The following is a 21,216-nucleotide window of genomic DNA, read 5'->3' as shown; positions in this document are numbered from 1 at the left end:
TGATTTATAAATAATCATAAGGAAATACTTCTAAGGTTTTAAATGAATAGTAAAATAAAAAAATATATAAAAGAAACTATTAAATATACAGTAATTTTTGTTATTGTATTAAATATTGTGAGCTATTATAAGTCTCTTGATTTAAATAAAGAAAAGTTAAATATACAAGAATTTAAACTTCTAAATAATGAGAAATATCTTATAGATAAGGAAAAACCTCTCTTAATTCATTTTTGGGCAACATGGTGCCCTATTTGCGAATTAGAAGCAAGTAATATTGAAAAAGTTTCAAAAAACTATCAAGTAATAACTATTGCCACACAATCAGGAAATGAAAAAGAAATAAAAAAATACTTAGAAAAAAACAATCTTACTTTTAAAGTAGTAAATGATGAAGATGGTTTTTTAACAAAACAATTTAATATAAAAGCTTTTCCTACAACTTTTATCTATGATAAAAACCAAAATCTTAATTTTAGTGAAGTAGGCTATACTTCAACTTTAGGATTATATTTAAGAATGTGGTGGAGTAATTAATTCTTATAAACTTTTAGGTATTTTTATTGTAAAAATAGCTCCATTTTTACTATTTGATGCTATTAACTCTCCTCCACAATGATCTTTTATAATAATTTTACTCATATACAAACCTAAACCTGTACCATCTTTTGAAGTTTTAGTTGAGAAATAAGGATCAAAGATTTTATCTATAATCTTTTCAGGAATTCCCTTTGCATTATCTTCTATAGTAATATAACAAAATGCTTCTTCACAAAAAGTTGATACTTTTATTTCTCCTTCTTCTAAATTACTTTCTAAAATAGCATCTTCTGCATTTTTAATTAAATTCAAAATTACTTGATTTACTTCTGATGCAAAAACATTTACTGTTTCATTACAAGAGTAGTCTATAGACAATTTAATACTATTTGATTCCAATGAATTTTTAATAATTGAAATTGAATTGTTTACGATAGTTTCTAAAGTTATATCAATTTTCTCTTTTTCACTTTTAAAAAAGTTCCTAAAATCATCTATTGTATTAGAAAGATATTGAGAATAATCAGAAATCAAAGATATCTCTTTTTCTAAATCTTCATCTTTTGGTCTATCTTTTATCATCATTCTAAGAAGTAAATTATTAGTTGTAGCAGATATTGCAGTTAAAGGTTGTCTCCATTGATGGGCAATCATAGAAATCATTTCTCCCATTTGGGCTAATCTACTTTGCTGTAACAATTGTTTTGTTTTTTCCTCATTCTTTTTTACTTCTTGTTTTACTTTTCCTTCTAAATTAAAAGTAAGGATATTCAGTTCCTCTTCCATCTCTTTTCTTTTATCAATATCTCTTAAAACAACATGCATTAAATTACTATCATCTAAATTAATAGTTGTTAATACAACTTCTAACCAAATATTTTGGGCTTTTTTATTTTTAAAAATAAACTCAAAAGAGTTTGAACCTTTTTCTATTGCTATATCAATCATTTTATATATTCTAAAAATTGAAGATATTCCATTTGCTTGTTTAAAAGGGAAAAAATCTTCTAATTTTAGTTGAATAAACTCTTCTTTAAAAGTATATTTTAATATTTTTAAAGCAGAGTCATTACAATCAATAATTCTATTTTGTTTTAAATCTACTAAAAAAATGCCATCAGTTGATTCATTATAAATTTTTTCAAACAACTCTTTTTGTTTTGCTAATTGCTTAGTCTTTTTTTCCAATTCAATGGTTTTCTTTTCTATTTCTTCATTAGCTTCTTGTAATTTTTTATTATGTTTATTAAGAATGTATTGTCTATAAAATAAAATAATTAATACTAAAAAGATAATAAATCCTATTTCCCAAAATCTAGAATAATCAACAACACTTTCTAATCGCACGGAGAGCCATTTATTTTTGATTTGATTTAACTCTTCTTTCGTAATAGAATCAATTGCCTTATTTATAATTGAAACTAGTTCTTCATAATCATTTCTAACCATAAATCTAACATCAAAATTAAACTCTGTTGTTCCACTGATCTTTATATTTTTAAAACCATATTCTGAAATAATTAAAGATAAAACAGGCAAAATATCTACAACAGCATAAACATCCCCTCTAGCAAGAAGATTTAAAGCTTCTATATTATTTTCAACTTCAACAAACTCAATTTTAGGGTACTTTGCTTTTAAAATTTGATAAGAACTATAATTTTTACCAACAGCAATTTTTTTATTATTAAGTAAAGAAGTATTTGAAATATATTGTTTATCCATAGTTGTAGCAATTGCAAGAGGATAAGAAATATAAGGTTTAGAAAATAAGGCAAAATCAAGAGTTTCTTCACTTACTGCAGAAGATAAACTAATATCTGCTTTTTTATTCTGTATTAAAGTTAAAAGTTCGTGAAAGGTACCAACATCACGACATGAAGAACTAATTAAAGTTTTATTTTTGATCAAATCCCAAAAGTCTTTTGAAATTCCAACTAGTTTGTTATTATCTTCAAAAATAAAAGGAGGCCAATTTTTGCTAACAACACAATCAATATTTTTTTCAATTAAGAAAAGTTTTTCTTCTTTAGTAAGTTTAATTAAATTAGTTTTAAAAGAAAAATTAGTTTCTGCTAATAATATAAAAGGAAAAGTTAATATTATTAGCAGAGTTTTTTTCATAAGTCATATACCATCGCTATTTCTTCGCAAATAGGGAAATGCTTACATCTAATACAATCAGCCCAAATTTTATGTTCAGGAATATCCTCTTTTGCAATTTCATGAAAACCACAACTTTCAAAAAAGCCTTTTTCATATGTTAATGATAAAATTTGTTCCAAGCCTAGCTTTTTAGCTTCAGTAATACAGGCCTCTACTAATTTTTTTCCAAGTTTAAGTCCCCTGTAGTTTTTAGATACGACCAAGCTTCTTACTTCTGCTAACCTTGCTGAATGAATATGCAAAGCAGTAAATCCAGCTATCTTACTATCTACTTCAACCAAAGTATAAGACCTAATAGTATTAGCCATTTCATCTTCTGTTCTTAAAAGAATATTTCCATTCTCTACTTCTTCTTTTACAAGTTCTTGCATTGATTTTATATGACTTACATCAGGTTTAACAAAATTAATTTCCAAAGAGATATCCTGTAATTTTATTTTGAAGTTGCTCTAAACCTCTTTTTTTTAAATTTGAGATAAAAATTCCATCAGGGTATGCTCTTTTTAATTTTTGTAAGTCATTTTGTTTTAATTTATCAATCTTTGTAAAAGCATGAATAATTATTTGGTCTCCTCTTTTTATTGTTTGTAAAAAATCATCCACATTCTTATCTATTTCTAACTCTGTATGTCGGGCATCAACTAAATGAACAAATATTTGTAAACATGGTCTTTCTTCTAAATAACCTGTTAAGTTTTTATTCCAGTCTCTTTTTAAGCTTTTAGAGACTTTTGCATAACCAAATCCAGGTAAATCAACAAATCTTGCATAAAGATAAGGTAACTCTTCATTTGAGGTTTTAAACTTAATATCAAAATAGTTTATTAATTGAGTTTTTCCTGGTGTTGAAGAAGACTTAGCTAAACCTTTTCTATTTGTTAAAGTATTTAATAAAGAAGACTTTCCTACATTAGATCTACCTAAAAAAGCAACTTCTGCTTTATCTGGAGCAGGAGAGTCTATAATACTTTGTGCTGATGTTAAAAATTGGGCATCTACTATTTTCATTTTTCTTTATTACTACTTTCTATATTTAAAATAAATCTAACAGGCTTATTATCTGTACCACTAACTTTAGCACTTCCTGTTTGTTGGTTTATAAAAATTTTTTCTCCATAAAGTTCTCTACTTTCTGTTACTTCATTTAAATAACCTTTACCAATAACAGTATACTCTAATTTTTTTGGATCATAAATAACTTTACTACCTTTTCCTTCATAATGTTTACCATTTGAAAAAATTGTAAAACTTACATTTCCTGTAGCAATATATTTTAAAGGCTCTACATTTTTACCTTGAGACTTAGGCTTCATAAAAACTTCTAATTTATCAGAGTTTAGTTTATCTTTTGCCATCTTCAATTTTACATTTCCTGTAAATATTGAAACACCTTTACTATCATCTGTCTCAAAGTTTTTTGCATCAATTATGAGTTTCTCTGTATTTGCATTAGCAAAAAGAAAAGTAGAAATCAATGCAACTTTTAATAATAATTTCATTAAATATTTCCTTTAATTTTTTTCAATTTCTATTTCAAAATGAGTATTATTTGATTTCATATGATAAGAGTTCATATCTAAATATAAACTCTCTCCTTCAATTTTATTACTATAATAAGTACCATAAAAGGGTAAAGTATTTGTTGCTACTTCTTTCAAAGAATCATAAAACAATTCATCTGTATTTAAAGTAACAAAGTCATCTCTTCTAAATCTTACATTCTTTAAAAATTTATAAAGTTCAGCTTTTTTTATGATAATATCTGAATATAAAATATCAGTAATATCATTATTATTTTTATCTTTTCCTTTTAAAGTTAAAGCACCTTCATACATAACATCTCTATCTCTAAATCTTTGAACTTCTTTTGAATAAACTATTCTATTCATATTCTCTGTTGTTAGAGTATACATTGTAGAATCTTTAAATACTAAAAGAGGCATATCATCAATTGAATCATTTTTTGTACTATTATTAACAGGTATAAAATAGCTAACTACTGATAAAATTAAAAGTACTACTACAAAAACTCTTACAACCATGAATTTACATATTCCTCTTCAATTCCATCTTCTTTTATAATATATTCTATCATTTCTTTTACTGCACCACTTCCACCAAAAGCTTTACATTGTATATTCACTATATCTTTAATATATTTTGAACCATTTGCAGGAGTAAAAGAAAGACCAACTTTTTTTAACATTTTATAGTCATTCAAGTCATCACCAATTGCAGCAACTTGATTCCAAGATAAATTTTCTTCTTTTAAAATATTTTCTAGAACTTCATCTTTATTATCAACTTTTTGATAAAGATGAGTTATATTTAAGTCTTTTGCTCTTGTTTCTACTATTTTAGAAGTTCTTCCTGTAATAATAGCTACTTTTTTACCAAGTTTCTTCGTCCAAGTAGCAATTGCCAAACCATCGGCAACATCAAAGGATTTTAATTCATCTCCACTATTAGTATAAGTTATTTGTCCATTAGTCAAAGTTCCATCAACATCAAGAACAAGTAACTCAATCATAAAACACCTTTTGTACTAGGAACTCCTAGTTTTTCATTTTTAGCCATTGCTCGTCTTAAAGCAACAGCAAAAGCTTTAAAACTGGCTTCTAAAATATGATGTTTGTTTCTTCCTCTTTCATTTATTATATGGCAAGTAAGACCTGAATTCATAACAATAGCATGAAAAAATTCTTCAGCGAGTTCAACATCAAACTCTCCTACTTTTCCACTTAAATTCACTTCATAAACTAAAAAAGGTCTATTAGATAAATCTAAAGCACAGGTAGTAGAAGCTTCATCCATAACAACAGTAGCATTACCATATCTTTCTACATTTTTAATTGGGAAAATCTCATCTTTTAAAGCTTTCCCTAAAACAATACCACAATCTTCTACAGTATGATGTGCATCAATATGTAAATCACCTTCACATGATAAATCAATATCTATACCACTATGTTTTGAAAGTGCTTCTAACATATGATCAAAAAAACCAACTCCAGTATTTATATTTGAAGTTCCATTCCCTTGAATATCTAATTTACATTTAATATCTGTTTCTTTTGTTTTTCTATTAATTTCTATCATATTTGTTCCTATTTTGCAATAATTAATGCACCACTTAATCCATTTGCTTCTTTGAAATCCTGTGCTTCTTCTTCAGACCTAAAACCACTAATCCAAACTCTATTTAAATCTGTACTTTTAATTATAACACTATATCTATCTTCTAAAATTAACTCAAATTTTCTTTTTGTAATTTTTGCACCTTCAAGTTTACTAAAAGCACCAACTTGAACATAATATCTTCCAACACTTGCTGTTTGTTGTTTTTCTTCTTTTGTTTTTGCAATTTTAGCATTAAACCCAAGAACCGTAATTTTTACACTAACAGTTCCTTTTCCAACCATATTGATTGCATGAGCAGCTTTATTTGATAAATCAATAATTCTTCCAGTAATAAAAGGTCCTCTATCATTTATTCTTACAATAGTTGACTTCCCATTTTCTAAATTATCTACTTTTACCATAGTATTCATAGGTAAAGTTTTATGAGCTGCAGTCATTGCATGCATATCATAAACTTCTCCATTAGAGGTTTTTTTAGCATGAAAATTTGGTCCATACCAAGATGCAATACCTTTTTGAGAATCCCCTACTTTTGCCAGTGTAGGATAATACCATTTCCCATGAACTTTATAAGGTCTCATTGTTGCACGATGCATTGCTTTTGAATTTCTAATTTCTTGTTCCCCTAAAGGATTAAGATTTCTATTTGTGCTCGAAGAAGATTCTTTACTTACAAAAGGGATATAATAACCTGAAGTTGTTTTTGTAGAACATCCTGTAAAAATAAAAGTTGTACATAAGGTACTAAAAATAGTTATTTTTAAAGATTTATCGAATAACAATCTTATCTCCTATTCTTAAAAGTGAAGTTTTTAAATTATTATCTTTTTTTAATTTATCAATTTTAATTTTATATTTTTTTGCAATCGAATATAAAGAGTCACCACTTTTAACAGTGTATTTTTTAATTTGTTTTACCTTTTTCTTAATACTTGAAAGTTTGATTTTATTGTACATACTTTTAGGCATAGGAAGAATTATTTTTTGTTTCAATGACAAAAGATTTGTTTTTAATTTATTATAGTCTTTTATAATCTTATAAGGTATATTATATTTTCTTGAAAGATCATATAAAGTATCCCCTCTTTTTACTATATGTACTAGATATTGAGTATCTTTTATAGTATCTTTATTCTCATTGAATCTACTTAATCTACTATATGGAATATTAATCTCATATAACTCTTCATTAGGAGGAATTATTGATTGTTTAATATGCTTATTTAAACCTAACAACTCATCATAAGTCATTCCAATTGATTGGGCAATATTTCTTAAATGAAGTCCACCTTTAACAGGAACAGTAGCTACCGTTGTTGAAATTCCCATATTAAGTAAGTGCGAATTTTCATCATGTCTTATAAAACTTTGAGATTTCATCATTGCTAAAGAGATAATTTTTCTAATATATCTTCTACTTTCACTTGGAATATATTGTCTACTTACAACTGTTTGAACTTTTAATAAATCATTAATATCTGGTTCTATTCCCCATTTCTTAACTCTATTATAAACTTTTCTAAGTTCTCTAAATCTAACTCTTCTTTCTTGATAAGCTCTTATTATCTTTCTATATTCTTTAATCTTTTCATTATTTTTCATTTTAGGATTTTTTTCAACATATAAATCTATTGTAGCTCTTGTAATTGCTTCTATAACTCTACCTTCACCACAGTTATAAGCTATTGCAGCTAAGTACCATTTCCCAAATAATGTATGTAATCTATTTAAATATTTTGCAGCAGCTCTTGTTGATTTAATTAAGTCCATTCTTTCATCAACATATAAATTATTTTCTAAACCATATCTTCTTCCTGTAGCACTCATAAATTGCCAAAGTCCTGTTGCTCTCACTCTTGATTTTGCATCAATTGTAAAGTTAGATTCTGCCATTGCCATATATATAAATACATCAGGTATTCCTTCTTGTCTAAGAATATCTTTTACTTTAGGTACAAATAAAGAAGCCTCATTTAACTTTTCAATATAGTTATTCGAATTATATTTACTTTGATATTGTTCATAAACTTTTTGAAGTTTATAGTCTGTAATAAATGAAGGGTTAATATCTAAATTTTCTAAAATACTTAAATCTCTTTGTGAGTAACTAGAACCAATTAACGAAGCGTACGAGTAAAATGAAAGGGCAAATAATAAAGCAAGTTTTCTCAAATACTATCCTATTTTTGTGAAATAGGTAATATTTTATCTAAATAATTGTAGAAAACTGCTTAAATAAATTTTTAGTATTATCCACGGTAAGCTTCTCAACCTCGCTAAGTTCTAAATTTAAAAGTTCAGAAACTTTTTGAGCTACAAAAGTAGTGTAAAAAGGTTCATTTCTTTTTCCTCTATGGGGATGAGGAGTTAAATAAGGGCAATCTGTTTCTAAAATAATTTTATCTCTAGGAATTTTAGGTAAAACTTCAACTAATTTTCTAGCATTTTTAAAAGTTAAAACACCACCTATTCCAAAATAGAAATTATGTTCAGATAAAGGTAATAAATGTTCACTTGCGTTAAAGCAATGTAAAACACCACCAACCTCTTTTGCTCCATAGTTTTCTAATATAGTTCTAGAATCATTAGAAGCTTCACGAACATGTACTATTAAAGGCTTTTTTACTTCTTTTGCAAACTCTATTTGTTTTATAAAAATTTCTTTTTGTAATTGAACTTCTTCTTTCTTTTCTTGTTCATCTTCAGGTAATCTAAAATAATCTAAACCACACTCTCCTACTGCAATACACTTAGGATGAGAAATATATTCTTGTAATATTTTTTTATCATAAGCTTTAATATCATAAGGATGAACACCAGCAGAAAAAAATACTTCTTTATATTTTTCTGCTAATTGCATAGCTTTAGGAAGATCATCAGGGTCAGCACCAGGGATTAAGAAACCTTTTACTCCATGGTCTAAGGCACGACATATAACCTCATCAATATCGTCATAAAATTGTTTGTTGTCTAAATGACAATGTGAATCTATAATTATGAGAAATACCTCTTTTCAATTAAGTTTAATAAACCATTTAAGTCACCTAAGTCTGTTGCTTTTATCCAAGCATCTATTCCAAAGTTTTTAAAAGCTTCAAAATCACTATCATCTTCAATAATTGCTATTGATTTAAAATCTTCTACACAAATTTCATGCTTATTTTCTTCAAAATCAAATATTGTATCAATATCTAATATTATTACTTGTGCATTACCATTTGTTCCACTTTGAAAATATTCAACTTCATGTCTACTATCAATTAGTGAATCATCAAGTTCTTTAAATGTAACGATCTTCATTTTCTTCCCCATTTTAGATTTTTACCAATTTTATCAAAATTAGATTTAAACTTTTACAAAATATATCTTGCTGTATCTTCATTATCAACAATATCATCTAATTTTTCTTCAACAAGTTGCTTATCAACTAAAACTTTTTCTCCTTTTTTTTCATCTGCATTAAAAGAGATATCTTCAATAACTTTTTCTATAACAGTATGAAGCCTTCTTGCTCCAATATCTTCTGTTTTTTCATTTGCTGTTACTGAATATTTAGCAAAAGCATGTATAGCTTCATCATCAAACTCTAATTCAACACCTTCTACTTCTAAAAGAGCTTTATACTGTTTTAATAAAGAGCTTTTTGTATTTGTTAAAATTTTATATAAAGCTTCCTCATCTAAATTATCTAATTCAACTCGTAAGGGAAATCTTCCTTGTAATTCTGGTAATAAATCACTTGGTTTTGAAACATGAAATGCACCTGCTGCTATAAACAAGATATGATCAGTTTTAATTTGCCCAAATTTTGTATGAACAGAACTTCCTTCTACTATTGGTAATAAGTCTCTTTGAACACCCTCTTTTGATGGGTCTTGATTTTGAGCTTTTGAACCAGTTGCTATTTTATCAATTTCATCTAAGAAAATAATACCACCATTTTCTGCTCTTTTTATAGCTTCTACTTTAATAGCTTCTTGATCTAAAAGCTTATCACTTGCTACATCTTTTAATAAAACTTTTGCATCTTTAATGGCTACTTCTTTTTTTATTTTCTCTTTATTAAGTCCACCAAGCATTTTATTAAGACTTTCTTGCATAGAACTCATATCCATAGGAATTGAGGAATCAATAATTTCTACATGAGCTTTTTTAGGAACTTCAATTTCTATTTTCTTTTCATCAAGTTCTCCTGATAAAAGTTTTTCTTCCATTTTATTAAATGTCTTAATAAATGATTCTTTTGCACTTTCACTTGCTGTATCAGGTAAAGATGGAACTAGTTTTTCAATTATTTGCTTATTTATTTCTTCATCAATTTTATCTTTAATTTTTTCTTCAAACTCTTTTGTCACTAAATTAATTGATTCATAAACTAAATCTCTAACCATAGATTCAACATCTCGACCAACAAAACCAACTTCAGTATATTTTGAAGCTTCAACTTTAATAAATGGTAATCCCATCATTTTAGAAAGTCTTCTAGCAATCTCAGTTTTACCAACACCTGTACTTCCTATCATCAAAATATTCTTAGGCATAATTTCTTCTTGAAGTTCTGGCTTTACTCTCATTCTTCTATATCTATTTCTTAAAGCAAGTGCAATTGTTTTTTTTGCATCATTTTGACCAATAACGTAATCATCTAAAAATTGGACAATTTCTTTGGGTGTCATATTCATAAGCTTATTAATCCTCTATTTCTAAAATTTTAATATTTTGATTTGTATATATACAAAGTTCTCCAGCAATCATTAGAGATTCTTTTACTAAATCAATTGGTTTTAAATCTGAATGTTTTGCTAAAGCTCGTGCTGCTGAAATAGCAAAATTTCCCCCACTTCCAATTGAAGCGATACTTCCATCTTCAGGTTCAACAACATCACCTGTTCCAGATAAAATAAATATATGTTCTTTATTTAAAACAATCATCATTGCCTCAAGTCTTCTTAATACTTTATCTTTTCTCCACTCTTTAGAGAAAGCAATAACTGCTTTTAATAAATCACCTTTTGTTGTTTCAAGATGAGTTTCAAACATATCAAATAAATTGAAAGCATCTGCTGTACTTCCTGCAAAACCTGCTAAAATTTGATCTTTATATAATGTTCTAATCTTTGTAGCATTACCTTTTAAAACTGTATTTCCAAAAGTAACTTGTCCATCTCCACCTATTACGGCTTGACCTTGTCCTTTATATGCAAGTATAGTAGTTGCGTCAAACACTATTGAACTCCTATAATATCCACTTTTAATGTTGCATGAATACCATGCCCTAATTTACAATCAACTTCAAAAATACCTTCTGCTTTTATTTTAGCTTTTAATGTAATAGCTTTTTTATCAAGTTCAATTCCATATTGAGTACTTAACTCTTCACTAATTTCCTTATTTGTAACTGAACCTATTAAATGTCCATTAGCTCCAACTTTATGTTTAATAGTTAATTTTGTAGAATTTAGTTTTTCAGCTAACTCTTTTGCTTCTGCAATTTCTTGTGCTTCAATTTCTGCTTTTTTTCTTTGTTGTGCTTTATATTTATTTAAAACTTCATTAGTTGCAAGTAAAGCAAGACCTTTTCCAATTAAAAAATTTTTACCATAGCCATCTTTTACCTCAACTACATCACCTTCTTTTCCAGTTCCATTTACATCTTTTAATAATAATACTTTCATAATTTCTCCATTTTCAAAAAGTTGAATATTTTACTATAAAGTATTTGAAGTAAGAATTAATAATTAATTTAATTAAGAATAACACAAAATTAACACTCTAGCATTAACATAGCATCTTAGTTTTGCAATTTTGCAAAATAAATATTATTGAAGGAGAAATTATGGAACAAATAGGAATGTTTCCTCTTTTCTATTTTCCAGAAATAGGTTCAGCCTGGATTATGGGAATAACAGGGACAATTCATATCCTTGCTTCACATACTTCTGTTGGTGCTGCTTTACTATTTGCTTTTCTTGCACATAAAGCATATAAAGAAGATAGAGCAGACTTATATGGGTATATGAAAAAATATGGAATGTTTTTACTAATCTTTTCATATGTTGTAGGTTCAATAACTGGTCCAGGAATTTGGTATACAGCAACTGCTGCAAGTCCAAGGGGAATCAGTGCTTTAATACATAACTTTGTATGGGTTTGGGCAACAGAATGGGTATTTTTTGTTTTTGAAGTTGTTGGTGTTTTTGCTTTAGTTTATTTTATTAATAAAATAAATAGAAAGACTCACCTTAAATTAACTTATGCTTTTGCTTTAGCTTCTGTAGGAACTTTATTCCTAATTATAGGAATTATTAGTTTTATGATGTGGCCAGGGAATGATGCTTTTTATCAAACTGGTTCAGTAAGTGATGCTTTTTTTGGTCTAACAACCTTCCCTCATTTATTCTTAAGAATAGGTTTTATGATAATGATGTCTGGAGTAATTGGTTTAATTATTGCATCTGCATTAGATAATAAAGAACTAAAAATAGAATTAATAAGAAAAATGGGTGTTATTAGTTTTATTGGTGGTTTTATTACTTTAATCTGTTTTATGTGGTATATGACAACACTTCCAGAAAATGCAAAACTTCTATTACAAATCTATATGGCTGATATGATTAGAAACAAAGCCATTTTAATTGTAGTATTCTCTTTATATTTTGCTATTGCTATTTTTAAACCATTGTTTATAAATAGAGCTTTTTCTATAACAATGCTTTTTGTAGTTGCAATTTTTGGTTTATGGCCTGGAGAAAAATTAAGAGAAAGTATTAGAAAGCCATATGTTGTAGGACAATATGTATATAGTAATCAAATTATGGGTAGAGAAGTACCTGGGAAAAATATAAAAAATGAAGTAGAAATTGTTGCAAAACATGGCTTACTTAAAACAAATGTATGGATTCCTGAAAGATTGAAAACTATAACTGATGAAAATAAACTTGAAGTTGGACATTTACTTACAAAAATTGCGTGTTCAAATTGCCATTCTTTAGAAAAAACTGGTAAATTTAGACCTTTATTAGATAAGTTTATAGGTCAAGACAAAGATATGATTAAATCATTTTTACAATACTCTTTAGCAACAGGGGCTATTCCATATATGCCAAGAATTGATTTACCTGATGAAGAGTTTGATGCCATTGCAACTTGGATTGCAAGTCAAAATAAGGAGAATTAATGAATGCTGATATATTAAATTTATTAAGAGATCCAGCAGGTGTTCCATTTTATCCTGTTGTTTTTCAAGGTTTATACATATTAACTTGGGCTTTACATGCTTTATTTGTATTCTTATCAATAGGAAGTCTTGGTTTATCACTTTATGGAACATATAAACAAAAAGATGATGAAACGTGGAAAATTATAACACCACACTTACTTCAAACTGGAAAGTTAAGTGTTTCTTTATTAATAGTTTTAGGAGTTGCTCCTTTATTATTTACTCAAGTGATATATGATCCTAATTGGTACACAATTAATACTTTATCAGGGCTTTGGGTAGTGATTTTTATATATACTTTATTAGTAGGATACAGTATGTATTATTGGTATTATTATGCAAATAAAAAAGGTTCTTCTTCAAGCAAACTTATTGGAGTTATATCTTTCTGCCTTTTGGTTTTTGCAGGTTTATTAATGCATGTATTTTCAGTACAAGCTATTCAACCTGAGAAATGGATGCAATGGTATGCTCCAAATGGAACAGTTGATACTTCAGGTTTAACTTTTAATCCTGAAACAATTAGATTTTTATTTTTAATGAGTTTAAGTATTCCAGCCGTTGGATTATTTTTACAAAACTATAGTGATTTTTTAAAATCTACTAAAAAGTTTTCCGAAAGCTTTTTAACAAAAACTAGAGAAATAGGAACAAAAATTGCTATTAGTGGCTTTGTTATTAGTTTTATTCTATTTATTACTTGGAGTTTTCAAATAAATAAACTTGCTGATATATACTCTATTTTAATTATAGTTTTTACACTTCTTATGATTGTATTATCAAATAAAATGAAAAATAGTTATCTAACATCTCTACTATTTATAGTATTTCTTTTAGTAATCTCTGGATTTAGAGAATATTTAAGATTTAATATTATGAATAATTTTGGATATAACATTTATGAATATCCTCTAAATATTGAATGGGCTTCAATTAGTATGTTTGTTTTAACTTTTCTTTCTTTAGGAGGAGTGGGAGTGACTTTTATTGCTACTATGGCATGGAAAGTAGGTAAAAGCAATGGATATTTTGATGCTTCAAAAGATAAAACAGTTACTTTAATGGCTAACTCTTTACTTTGGATTTTATCTACTTGGTGCATTGTCTATTTTGCTTGGGGATTTTATATTTTATTTAAAAACTCTCTATAAATTAAAAAAGAAGAAATTTAATTTCTTCTTTTTTATAAATCAATATTAATTTTATATCCATTTGTTCTACTAGAAATAATTATGTCATTACCTAGTGCTTGTCTTATTTTATGTATATGAAATCGTATAGAAGCGTTTTTAGATTTACTATTTGCGGGATAAACACCTACTTCTAGTTTTTCTGAAGATACAAATATCTCTTTATATTTTAATAAATAATCTAAAATCATCGAAGGTTTTTCTCCTAAAAAAACTTCAACATTATTTTTATATATCTTTTTTGTAAAAATATCATATTTGATATTTTTTTTTAAAAGAATAAAATCACCATAAACTCTGAACTGTCTTCTAATTAAAGCTTTAATTCTTAAAATTATTTCTTTCTCATCTGCAAGATTTTTAATTACACATTCATCACAACCATATAAAAAAGAGCGTTTAGTTATATCAGGAGTAGATGTTATAACCATTTTTAAAGTCAAATCCTTAAAATCATTTAATGCTTTCATTAAGTTAAAGCGAGGTAAAGAATCTTCATTTATACCTATTAAATATAAATCATAATGCTTTTCATAAATCTGTGATAAAAAATCATTATCATCTTTGGAAATGTCTATATAAAAATCATTATCTTTTAGTACTTTTATAATCTGAGTATTAAAACTATCTTTATTTTCTAAAACTAAAACTTTTAATGCACTCAAATATATTCTCCATAGTATTATAGTTATGGAATCTTATAATAGATGTATTAATTATTTGTTAGTTATAAAAAAGATTATCCCCAAATTTGTAAAGGAGGAGTATTTGCAATTGCTTTTAAAATATTTGCACGTGAAACTATTCCTTTAATATTATCCTCTTCATCTACTACAGGAATAGCTGTTAAGCTAAAATCAGACATAACTTTTGCAACTCTTCTTATATCTGTTATAGGATCTGCTGTTATTACTTGTCCAAAATCCAAAGTATCTAAAGTTCTATTGGCATTGTGTTCTGCATACTCTAAATCATTAAAAATATATTCTACTAATAATTTATGAGTCACCATACCTATAATTTTCCCGTCTTCTATACTTAAAACAGGTATTTGTCTAACTTCATATTCTTCCATTAATTCATATGCTTTTTTAATAGTATCATCTTCATTTAAAGTAATTACATCAGTTTTCATCAGTTCTTTTATATGAAATATAGGTTCTTTTGTATCTATATTTGCAATTTCCTTATATACAGATGTTACATCAGAAGTATCTTTATTATTTAATTCTTCTTCAAAAGTTTTACCAGTTCTTTTTTTATTTTTAAGGGAATGATCTTTAGGAAGACCTTCTTCTGTATTATTTCTAACTCTTGATATTGAGTCTACATTTGATAAGGAGTAAAGATTGTCAATAGTACTTCTAAAGTTCAAACCTGCTTTATTATATATTGCAAACATTTTTTACTCCTTTTTTAATCCCTTAGCTTGCTATTTCTAAGGTGCTTGGCAAATTATGTCTAATATTCCTTTTTTTAACATAATTATTTAATCCTATATGATTATTATACCCTAAAAGTTTTGCAATTTTTCTAACAGATAAACCAACTGCTAATAACTCTTCAATTTTATCCCTTTGTTTATCAAATTTAGACTTTTGAATTGTGCCTTTTGGTTTACCTAAATGTTCGCCTTTTAATTTCTTTGCAGCTAGAGCTTCTTTAGTTCTTATACTCATTAAATCTTTTTCTAAATTTACTGTCATTGATATAACACCAAGAATCATCTGTGTTAACATATCTTTATCATCAATTAAATCTAAATTTTGTTTAACAACAATAATTCTAACTTTGTTTGATAAAAGAAATTTTACAATTTCTAAAATTGTCTCAATAGTTCTTCCAAAAACATTTAAATCATAAACAATAATTGTAGATGAAGGTTGACATCTTTTTAAAAACTCTAAAATATTTTTTTCTTCTTCTGGGGTATCAATTTCAATTTCTATATTTTGAGAAATTGAAATATTGTTTTTTTCTATATAGTTTTCTAATCCCTCTATTTGTTTTTTTGTATAAATCTCATTATTGTTGTTAACTCTCACAAAACTTAAAATATTAGACATATTATTTCCTTTACAAAAAGTATTATTTTATATTTTTTAGTTAACATATTGTAAAATAAAAGATATAAAATACTTATACAAAATGATATATAAACATTGCTTAATATTAGATTAAACTTAATGTACTTTTTGATAATTTTTATTTGTATTTTTATCTATCTTTTTGAAAATAAAGTCATTTTTAGCTAACATCTACTTCTTCTAAAAATCAAAAAAGGTTTTAAATGAAATTAGTTGTTGCGATAACTGGTGCTAGTGGTTCTAGACTAGGTTTAAAATTTATACAAAAACTTCCTAGCAATATAGAAGTTCATACAGTAATTTCAAAAAGTGCTAAAAAAGCCTTAAAACTTGAAGAAAATATAAATATAAAAGACTTGATAAATGAAAGAAAAGACTCTTTTATCTATAAAGAAACTCAAATAGAAGCCCCTATCGCATCAGGTTCTTTTAAAACAGACAAGATGATTATTCTTCCTTGCTCTATGAATACCCTTGCAAAATGTGCTGTAGGAATCAGCGATAACTTAGTTACTAGAGCATTTACAGTTATGCTTAAAGAGAATAGAGATATTATCTTAGCCCCTAGAGAAATGCCTTATTCTTCAATAGCCTTGGAGAATATGTTAAAACTTTCAAAACTAGGTGTAACTATTGCTCCCCCTACACTTGCATATTATTCAAAACAAGATTCACTAGAAATGATGGAAGACTTTATGATAGGAAAATGGTTTGATTTATTAAAAATTGACCACAATTTATATAAAAGATGGAAATAATAATGGCAGAAAATTTAAAAAAACCTCTTGACTCTTATAGAAAAGCTATTTATAGTGGGACTTTTGACCCAATTACTAATGGACATATGGATATTATCAGAAGAGCTGCAAATATCTTTGATGAAGTTATTATTGCAGTTGCAAAAAGTGAAAGAAAAGGTCCAATGTTTTCCCATGAAAGAAGAGTTGAATTTGCTAAAGCTGCAACAAAAAATATGGAAACAGTTAAAGTTATTGGCTTTGATACTTTATTAGTTGATTTAGCAACAGAACTAGAAATACATACTATTATTAGAGGACTTAGAGCTGTTTCTGATTTTGAATACGAACTACAAATGGGTTATGCAAACTCATCAATCAATAAAAAACTAGAAACACTTTATCTAATGCCAACATTAGAAAATGCCTTTGTTTCTTCAACAATTGTAAGAGAGATAATTAGGTTTGATGGTAAGTTCTGTCATCTTGTACCAGACGAGGTATTAAAATGTATGTAGTAATTGAAGGAGTTGATACAGCTGGTAAATCAACTCAACTTGATATTTTGAAAAAAAACCACAAAGATGCGGTTTTTACAAAAGAACCAGGTGGAACTCAAATAGGTTTAAAACTAAGAGCAATGGCTTTAAATGGTGAAGCGACAAGTAAAACTGCTGAAATGTTTTTATTTCTTGCAGACAGAGCTGAACATATAGAGCAAGTTATTAAACCAAATGAAGAAAAGATGGTTATAAGTGATAGAAGTATAATTAGTGGTATCTCTTATGCAAAACAACTACCTTTAGAACTTGTAACAAATTTAAATTTAATTGCAACACAAAATATACTACCTAGTCATGTTATTTTACTTGAATTATCAAAAGAAGAGTTAATTAAAAGATTAGGAAATAAATCAAATGATTCAATAGAATCAAGAGGAATTGAGTATTTACTTGATATTCAAAACAGAATGAAAAAAACAATAGAAATATTAAATTTAAACCATATTTATATAGATGCAAGCTTAAGCATCGAAGAAATTGCAGAAAAAATAGAAGGATTTATTAATGGCTAATATTCAAAGTTTAAGAGGAATGAATGATATTTTAAATGATGATAGTAAATACTTTACATACTTTATTGAAAATGCATCAAGAATTGCTAGAAACTATGGTTTTTCCTATATTGAAACCCCTATATTAGAAGAAACAGCTTTATTTAAAAGATCAGTAGGTGAAAGTTCTGATATTGTAAATAAAGAGATGTATCAGTTTATAGACAAAGGTGAAAATGACGTTTGTTTAAGACCAGAAGGAACAGCAGGTGTTGTAAGAAGTTTTGTTCAAAATAAGTTTGATAGAGCTGGTGGAACATATAAATGGTTCTATTATGGACCTATGTTTAGATATGAAAGACCTCAAAAAGGAAGACTAAGACAATTTCACCAATTTGGTTGTGAAGTATTTGGTCAAGCTTCAGTTTATGAAGATGCAAATATTATAATGATGCTAAAAGATATTTTAGATTTTTTTGGAATTAAATTTACTTTACAGCTTAATTCACTTGGTTGTCCAACTTGTATGCCTCCGTATAGAGAAAAACTTATTAAGTATTTAACAAACATTCAAGAAAACCTTTGCGAAGACTGTAATAGAAGAATTCATACAAATCCAATTAGAGTTTTAGATTGTAAAAATGAAACCTGTCAAAAACTATTATACAATGCTCCTAAAATCACTAATAATCTTTGTGAGAAATGTGATACAGATTTTGAAAAGTTAAAAGAGATTTTAGACTTCAATAATATTAAATATGAGATAGATACAAATCTTGTTAGAGGTTTAGATTATTACTCTCAAACAGCATTCGAGTTTACTTCAAATGAGATTGGATCACAAAGTGCAATTGCAGGTGGAGGAAGATATGACAAACTTGTTGAATTCCTTGGTGGAAGAGAAACTCCTGGAATTGGGTTTGCTATTGGAATAGAAAGATTACTAGAACTTGTAAAAATGAAAGAACAAAAAGAGGATATAGTTTATGTAGGCGCAATGGATGATAAAGCATTAAATTTAGTATCTAAAGTTGTAAATAATAAAAGAAAAACTACAAAAACTATTATGGAATATACATCAAGAGGTTTTGGAAAACACTTTAAACTTGCTCAAAAGCAAGGAGCAAATATAGTTGCTTTAATTGGTGAAAATGAACTGAATGATAACACTATTTATGTAAAAAATATTGAAACACAAGAAGAAAAAACTATAAAAATAGAGGATTTTTAATATTGGAAAATTATGGTATAGATATTTGGTCTGATGATAACTTTTTCATTGAAAATGGATTAGCAAAAATAAATTATGCATCAAAACCTGCACTTTTAGATATTGTAAGAGATATTAGAGCACAAGATTTTAAAGGTCCCTTACTACTTAGATTCCCCCATTTAACAAATAAACAGATATCAAAATTGTTTACATTATATGAAAATGCGATAAAAGAGTATGATTATAAAGGAAAATTTAATGCAGTGTTTCCTTTAAAAGTAAATCAACTTCCAAACTTTTTATTACCCCTTGTAAAATCAGGAGAGGAGTTTGGATATGGTTTAGAAGCAGGAAGTAAGGCTGAACTTATTTTAGCTATGACTTATAATAATTATGGTTCTCCTATTACAATTAATGGATTTAAAGATAAAGAAATGATTCATATAGCTTTTATTGCAAAAAAAATGGGTCATAATATAACTATTATTATTGAAGGTCTAACAGAACTTGAAATGATATTAGAAGTAGAAAAAGAGACCTCTTTACCAACACCAAATGTAGGAATTAGAGTTAGACTATTTAATAGTGGAGGTGGAGCTTGGGCAAAGTCAGGTGGTATTGATTCTAAATTTGGTCTTAGTTCTACTGAAATACTTGAAGCATATGAACTACTAAAGAAGAACGATCTTCTTCATTACTTAACTATGATTCATTTTCATATTGGTTCAGCAATGACGACAATAAAACCACTAAAAAAAGCACTCAAAGAGTCAGGACATATTTATGCCGAACTAAAAAACTTAGGAGCTACAAACTTAAGTGCTATAAATATTGGTGGTGGACTAGCAGTTGAATATTCACAATATCAAAGAACTACACAATATCACTTACAAGAGTTTGCGAATGATGTAATTTTTACTTTAAAAAATATTGCAAAACAAAAAGGTGTAGAAGAACCAGATATTTATACAGAGTCTGGAAGATTTATTTCTGCAAATAGTACTGTTTTAATTACACCTGTCCTTGAACTATTTTCAGCGGAGTACGAAGAAAATAACTTAAGGCTAAAAGAAGTAAATCCACCTTTAATTGAAGAATTAAATGAATTATATGAAGACATTAATATAAAAACAGCATTAGAATATATGCATGATAGTATGGATCATTTAGAATCTTTATTAAAACTTTTTGATTTAGGTTATATTGATTTACAAGATAGAAGTAATGCAGAAATACTTGCTCAATTAATTATTAAGAAATCTATAAATTTACTTGAAATAGAAGACTATGAAGAGTTAAAAAGAATCGATAATAAGATACAAGAAAAATATCTGTTAAACTTCTCTATCTTCCAATCACTTCCTGATTTATGGGGGATAAATCAAGAGTTTCCTATCATGCCAATTAGTCATTTAGATAAAAAACCTACAAGAAGTGCTTCTTTATGGGATATTACTTGTGATAGTGATGGAGAAATAGAGTTTAATGCTAAAAAACCTTTATATTTACATAATGTAGATTTAGAAAAAGAAGAATATTATCTTGCATTTTTTAATGTAGGAGCATATCAAGATACTTTAGGAATGAAACATAATCTATTTTCTCATCCTACAGAGGTTAATGTTGTTTTTGAAAATAATGAATTAAAATTAGAAAAGATTATTGAATCTCAAAAAATTATTGATATCTTAGAAGATATTGATTATGACACAGGTGAAATAAAAAATATATTAGAAAAAGATTTAGATAGAAATACCTATGAAATTTTAGAAAAATATTTACATGAAAATAGCTATCTAAAAACAGCATGGAGTTATAATGAGTGAAGCAAAAGAAAAAAATATACATGAAAAAATTAAAACACATATT

General features: G+C 26.9%; 25 protein-coding genes. 8 read left to right on the top strand and 17 right to left on the bottom strand.

The window, feature by feature from the left end:
- The first annotated feature begins 42 nt into the window (after nt 1–42).
- A complete protein-coding gene (locus tag CP965_RS01420; RefSeq protein ID WP_129060247.1) occupies nt 43–537 on the top strand; it encodes a redoxin domain-containing protein in 495 nt (164 codons plus the stop codon).
- A gap of 3 nt (nt 538–540) precedes the next feature.
- Here the strand turns inward: CP965_RS01420 and CP965_RS01415 are convergent, their stop codons facing one another.
- Genes CP965_RS01415 through rplI form a run of 14 tightly spaced genes read right to left on the bottom strand, consistent with a single transcriptional unit; the run spans nt 541 to nt 11,522 of the window.
- Nucleotides 541–2,664: an ATP-binding protein gene (locus tag CP965_RS01415; RefSeq protein ID WP_129060246.1), complete on the bottom strand. Its 2,124-nt coding sequence runs from the start codon at nt 2,662–2,664 to the stop codon at nt 541–543.
- Complete coding sequence (locus tag CP965_RS01410) at nt 2,661–3,122, bottom strand: N-acetyltransferase (protein ID WP_129060245.1); 462 nt, start codon at nt 3,120–3,122, stop codon at nt 2,661–2,663. The genes CP965_RS01415 and CP965_RS01410 overlap by 4 nt, the downstream gene beginning before the upstream one ends.
- Nucleotides 3,112–3,714, bottom strand: a complete 603-nt coding sequence (yihA, locus tag CP965_RS01405; RefSeq protein WP_129060244.1) for a ribosome biogenesis GTP-binding protein YihA/YsxC — start codon at nt 3,712–3,714, stop codon at nt 3,112–3,114. The genes CP965_RS01410 and yihA overlap by 11 nt, the downstream gene beginning before the upstream one ends.
- Entirely contained in the window at nt 3,711–4,205 is a 495-nt protein-coding gene (locus tag CP965_RS01400; RefSeq protein ID WP_129060243.1) for an LptA/OstA family protein, read from the bottom strand. Before CP965_RS01400 ends, yihA begins: the two co-directional genes overlap by 4 nt.
- A 12-nt stretch (nt 4,206–4,217) precedes the next feature.
- A complete protein-coding gene (locus tag CP965_RS01395) occupies nt 4,218–4,748 on the bottom strand; it encodes a hypothetical protein (RefSeq protein ID WP_129060242.1) in 531 nt (176 codons plus the stop codon).
- Nucleotides 4,739–5,236, bottom strand: a complete 498-nt coding sequence (locus CP965_RS01390) for a KdsC family phosphatase (protein ID WP_129060241.1) — start codon at nt 5,234–5,236, stop codon at nt 4,739–4,741. The genes CP965_RS01395 and CP965_RS01390 overlap by 10 nt, the downstream gene beginning before the upstream one ends.
- The gene (gene hisB / locus CP965_RS01385) at nt 5,233–5,805 is read right to left on the bottom strand and encodes an imidazoleglycerol-phosphate dehydratase HisB (RefSeq protein ID WP_129060240.1); all 573 of its coding nucleotides are present in this window, start codon (nt 5,803–5,805) and stop codon (nt 5,233–5,235) included. Before hisB ends, CP965_RS01390 begins: the two co-directional genes overlap by 4 nt.
- A gap of 8 nt (nt 5,806–5,813) precedes the next feature.
- Entirely contained in the window at nt 5,814–6,629 is an 816-nt protein-coding gene (locus CP965_RS01380; RefSeq protein ID WP_228712653.1) for a septal ring lytic transglycosylase RlpA family protein, read from the bottom strand.
- A complete protein-coding gene (locus CP965_RS01375; protein ID WP_129060239.1) occupies nt 6,616–8,019 on the bottom strand; it encodes a LysM peptidoglycan-binding domain-containing protein in 1,404 nt (467 codons plus the stop codon). The genes CP965_RS01380 and CP965_RS01375 overlap by 14 nt, the downstream gene beginning before the upstream one ends.
- A 37-nt stretch (nt 8,020–8,056) precedes the next feature.
- Nucleotides 8,057–8,845 (bottom strand): TatD family hydrolase, encoded by a 789-nt coding sequence (locus CP965_RS01370; protein WP_129060238.1) that lies wholly within the window; start codon nt 8,843–8,845, stop codon nt 8,057–8,059.
- The gene (locus tag CP965_RS01365) at nt 8,842–9,147 is read right to left on the bottom strand and encodes a hypothetical protein (protein ID WP_129060237.1); all 306 of its coding nucleotides are present in this window, start codon (nt 9,145–9,147) and stop codon (nt 8,842–8,844) included. Before CP965_RS01365 ends, CP965_RS01370 begins: the two co-directional genes overlap by 4 nt.
- A 53-nt stretch (nt 9,148–9,200) precedes the next feature.
- On the bottom strand, nt 9,201–10,529 hold the full coding sequence (gene hslU, locus CP965_RS01360; protein ID WP_129060236.1) for an ATP-dependent protease ATPase subunit HslU: 1,329 nt from the start codon (nt 10,527–10,529) through the stop codon (nt 9,201–9,203).
- 7 nt (nt 10,530–10,536) lie between these two features.
- The gene (hslV, locus tag CP965_RS01355) at nt 10,537–11,073 is read right to left on the bottom strand and encodes an ATP-dependent protease subunit HslV (RefSeq protein ID WP_129060235.1); all 537 of its coding nucleotides are present in this window, start codon (nt 11,071–11,073) and stop codon (nt 10,537–10,539) included.
- Nucleotides 11,073–11,522 carry a 50S ribosomal protein L9 gene (gene rplI / locus CP965_RS01350; protein ID WP_129060234.1) on the bottom strand — a complete coding sequence of 150 codons (450 nt, stop codon included), beginning with the start codon at nt 11,520–11,522 and terminating at the stop codon, nt 11,073–11,075. The genes hslV and rplI overlap by 1 nt, the downstream gene beginning before the upstream one ends.
- A 161-nt stretch (nt 11,523–11,683) precedes the next feature.
- On the opposite strand from rplI, the gene CP965_RS01345 reads away from it, so the two are divergent.
- On the top strand, nt 11,684–13,024 hold the full coding sequence (locus CP965_RS01345; protein WP_129060233.1) for a c-type cytochrome: 1,341 nt from the start codon (nt 11,684–11,686) through the stop codon (nt 13,022–13,024).
- Nucleotides 13,024–14,217, top strand: coding sequence for a hypothetical protein (locus tag CP965_RS01340; protein ID WP_129060232.1), 1,194 nt, complete (start codon nt 13,024–13,026; stop codon nt 14,215–14,217). The genes CP965_RS01345 and CP965_RS01340 overlap by 1 nt, the downstream gene beginning before the upstream one ends.
- Nucleotides 14,218–14,249: 32 nt before the next feature.
- Here the strand turns inward: CP965_RS01340 and CP965_RS01335 are convergent, their stop codons facing one another.
- From CP965_RS01335 to CP965_RS01325, 3 genes are all read right to left on the bottom strand, one after another.
- Nucleotides 14,250–14,921, bottom strand: a complete 672-nt coding sequence (locus CP965_RS01335; RefSeq protein ID WP_129060231.1) for a response regulator transcription factor — start codon at nt 14,919–14,921, stop codon at nt 14,250–14,252.
- Between the two features lie 74 nt (nt 14,922–14,995).
- On the bottom strand, nt 14,996–15,658 hold the full coding sequence (locus CP965_RS01330; protein WP_129060230.1) for a CBS domain-containing protein: 663 nt from the start codon (nt 15,656–15,658) through the stop codon (nt 14,996–14,998).
- Between the two features lie 22 nt (nt 15,659–15,680).
- Nucleotides 15,681–16,322: a recombinase family protein gene (locus CP965_RS01325; RefSeq protein WP_129060229.1), complete on the bottom strand. Its 642-nt coding sequence runs from the start codon at nt 16,320–16,322 to the stop codon at nt 15,681–15,683.
- Nucleotides 16,323–16,546: 224 nt separating this feature from the next.
- Between CP965_RS01325 and CP965_RS01320 the strand changes: the two genes are divergently transcribed.
- Genes CP965_RS01320 through speA form a run of 5 tightly spaced genes read left to right on the top strand, consistent with a single transcriptional unit; the run spans nt 16,547 to nt 21,173 of the window.
- Nucleotides 16,547–17,101, top strand: a complete 555-nt coding sequence (locus CP965_RS01320; RefSeq protein WP_129060228.1) for a UbiX family flavin prenyltransferase — start codon at nt 16,547–16,549, stop codon at nt 17,099–17,101.
- Nucleotides 17,102–17,103: 2 nt separating this feature from the next.
- Nucleotides 17,104–17,598 carry a pantetheine-phosphate adenylyltransferase gene (coaD, locus tag CP965_RS01315; protein WP_129060227.1) on the top strand — a complete coding sequence of 165 codons (495 nt, stop codon included), beginning with the start codon at nt 17,104–17,106 and terminating at the stop codon, nt 17,596–17,598.
- The gene (gene tmk / locus CP965_RS01310; RefSeq protein ID WP_129060226.1) at nt 17,589–18,155 is read left to right on the top strand and encodes a dTMP kinase; all 567 of its coding nucleotides are present in this window, start codon (nt 17,589–17,591) and stop codon (nt 18,153–18,155) included. Before coaD ends, tmk begins: the two co-directional genes overlap by 10 nt.
- On the top strand, nt 18,148–19,365 hold the full coding sequence (gene hisS, locus CP965_RS01305) for a histidine--tRNA ligase (protein WP_129060225.1): 1,218 nt from the start codon (nt 18,148–18,150) through the stop codon (nt 19,363–19,365). The genes tmk and hisS overlap by 8 nt, the downstream gene beginning before the upstream one ends.
- A 2-nt stretch (nt 19,366–19,367) precedes the next feature.
- Nucleotides 19,368–21,173, top strand: a complete 1,806-nt coding sequence (gene speA, locus CP965_RS01300; protein WP_164970975.1) for a biosynthetic arginine decarboxylase — start codon at nt 19,368–19,370, stop codon at nt 21,171–21,173.
- Nucleotides 21,174–21,216: the final 43 nt, after the last annotated feature.

Origin of the sequence: Halarcobacter mediterraneus, from assembly GCF_004116625.1 — a bacterium.
Lineage (GTDB): Bacteria > Campylobacterota > Campylobacteria > Campylobacterales > Arcobacteraceae > Halarcobacter > Halarcobacter mediterraneus.
Note: the sequence above shows the minus strand (reverse complement) of the source record. Positions and strands in the feature narration are given on the sequence as shown.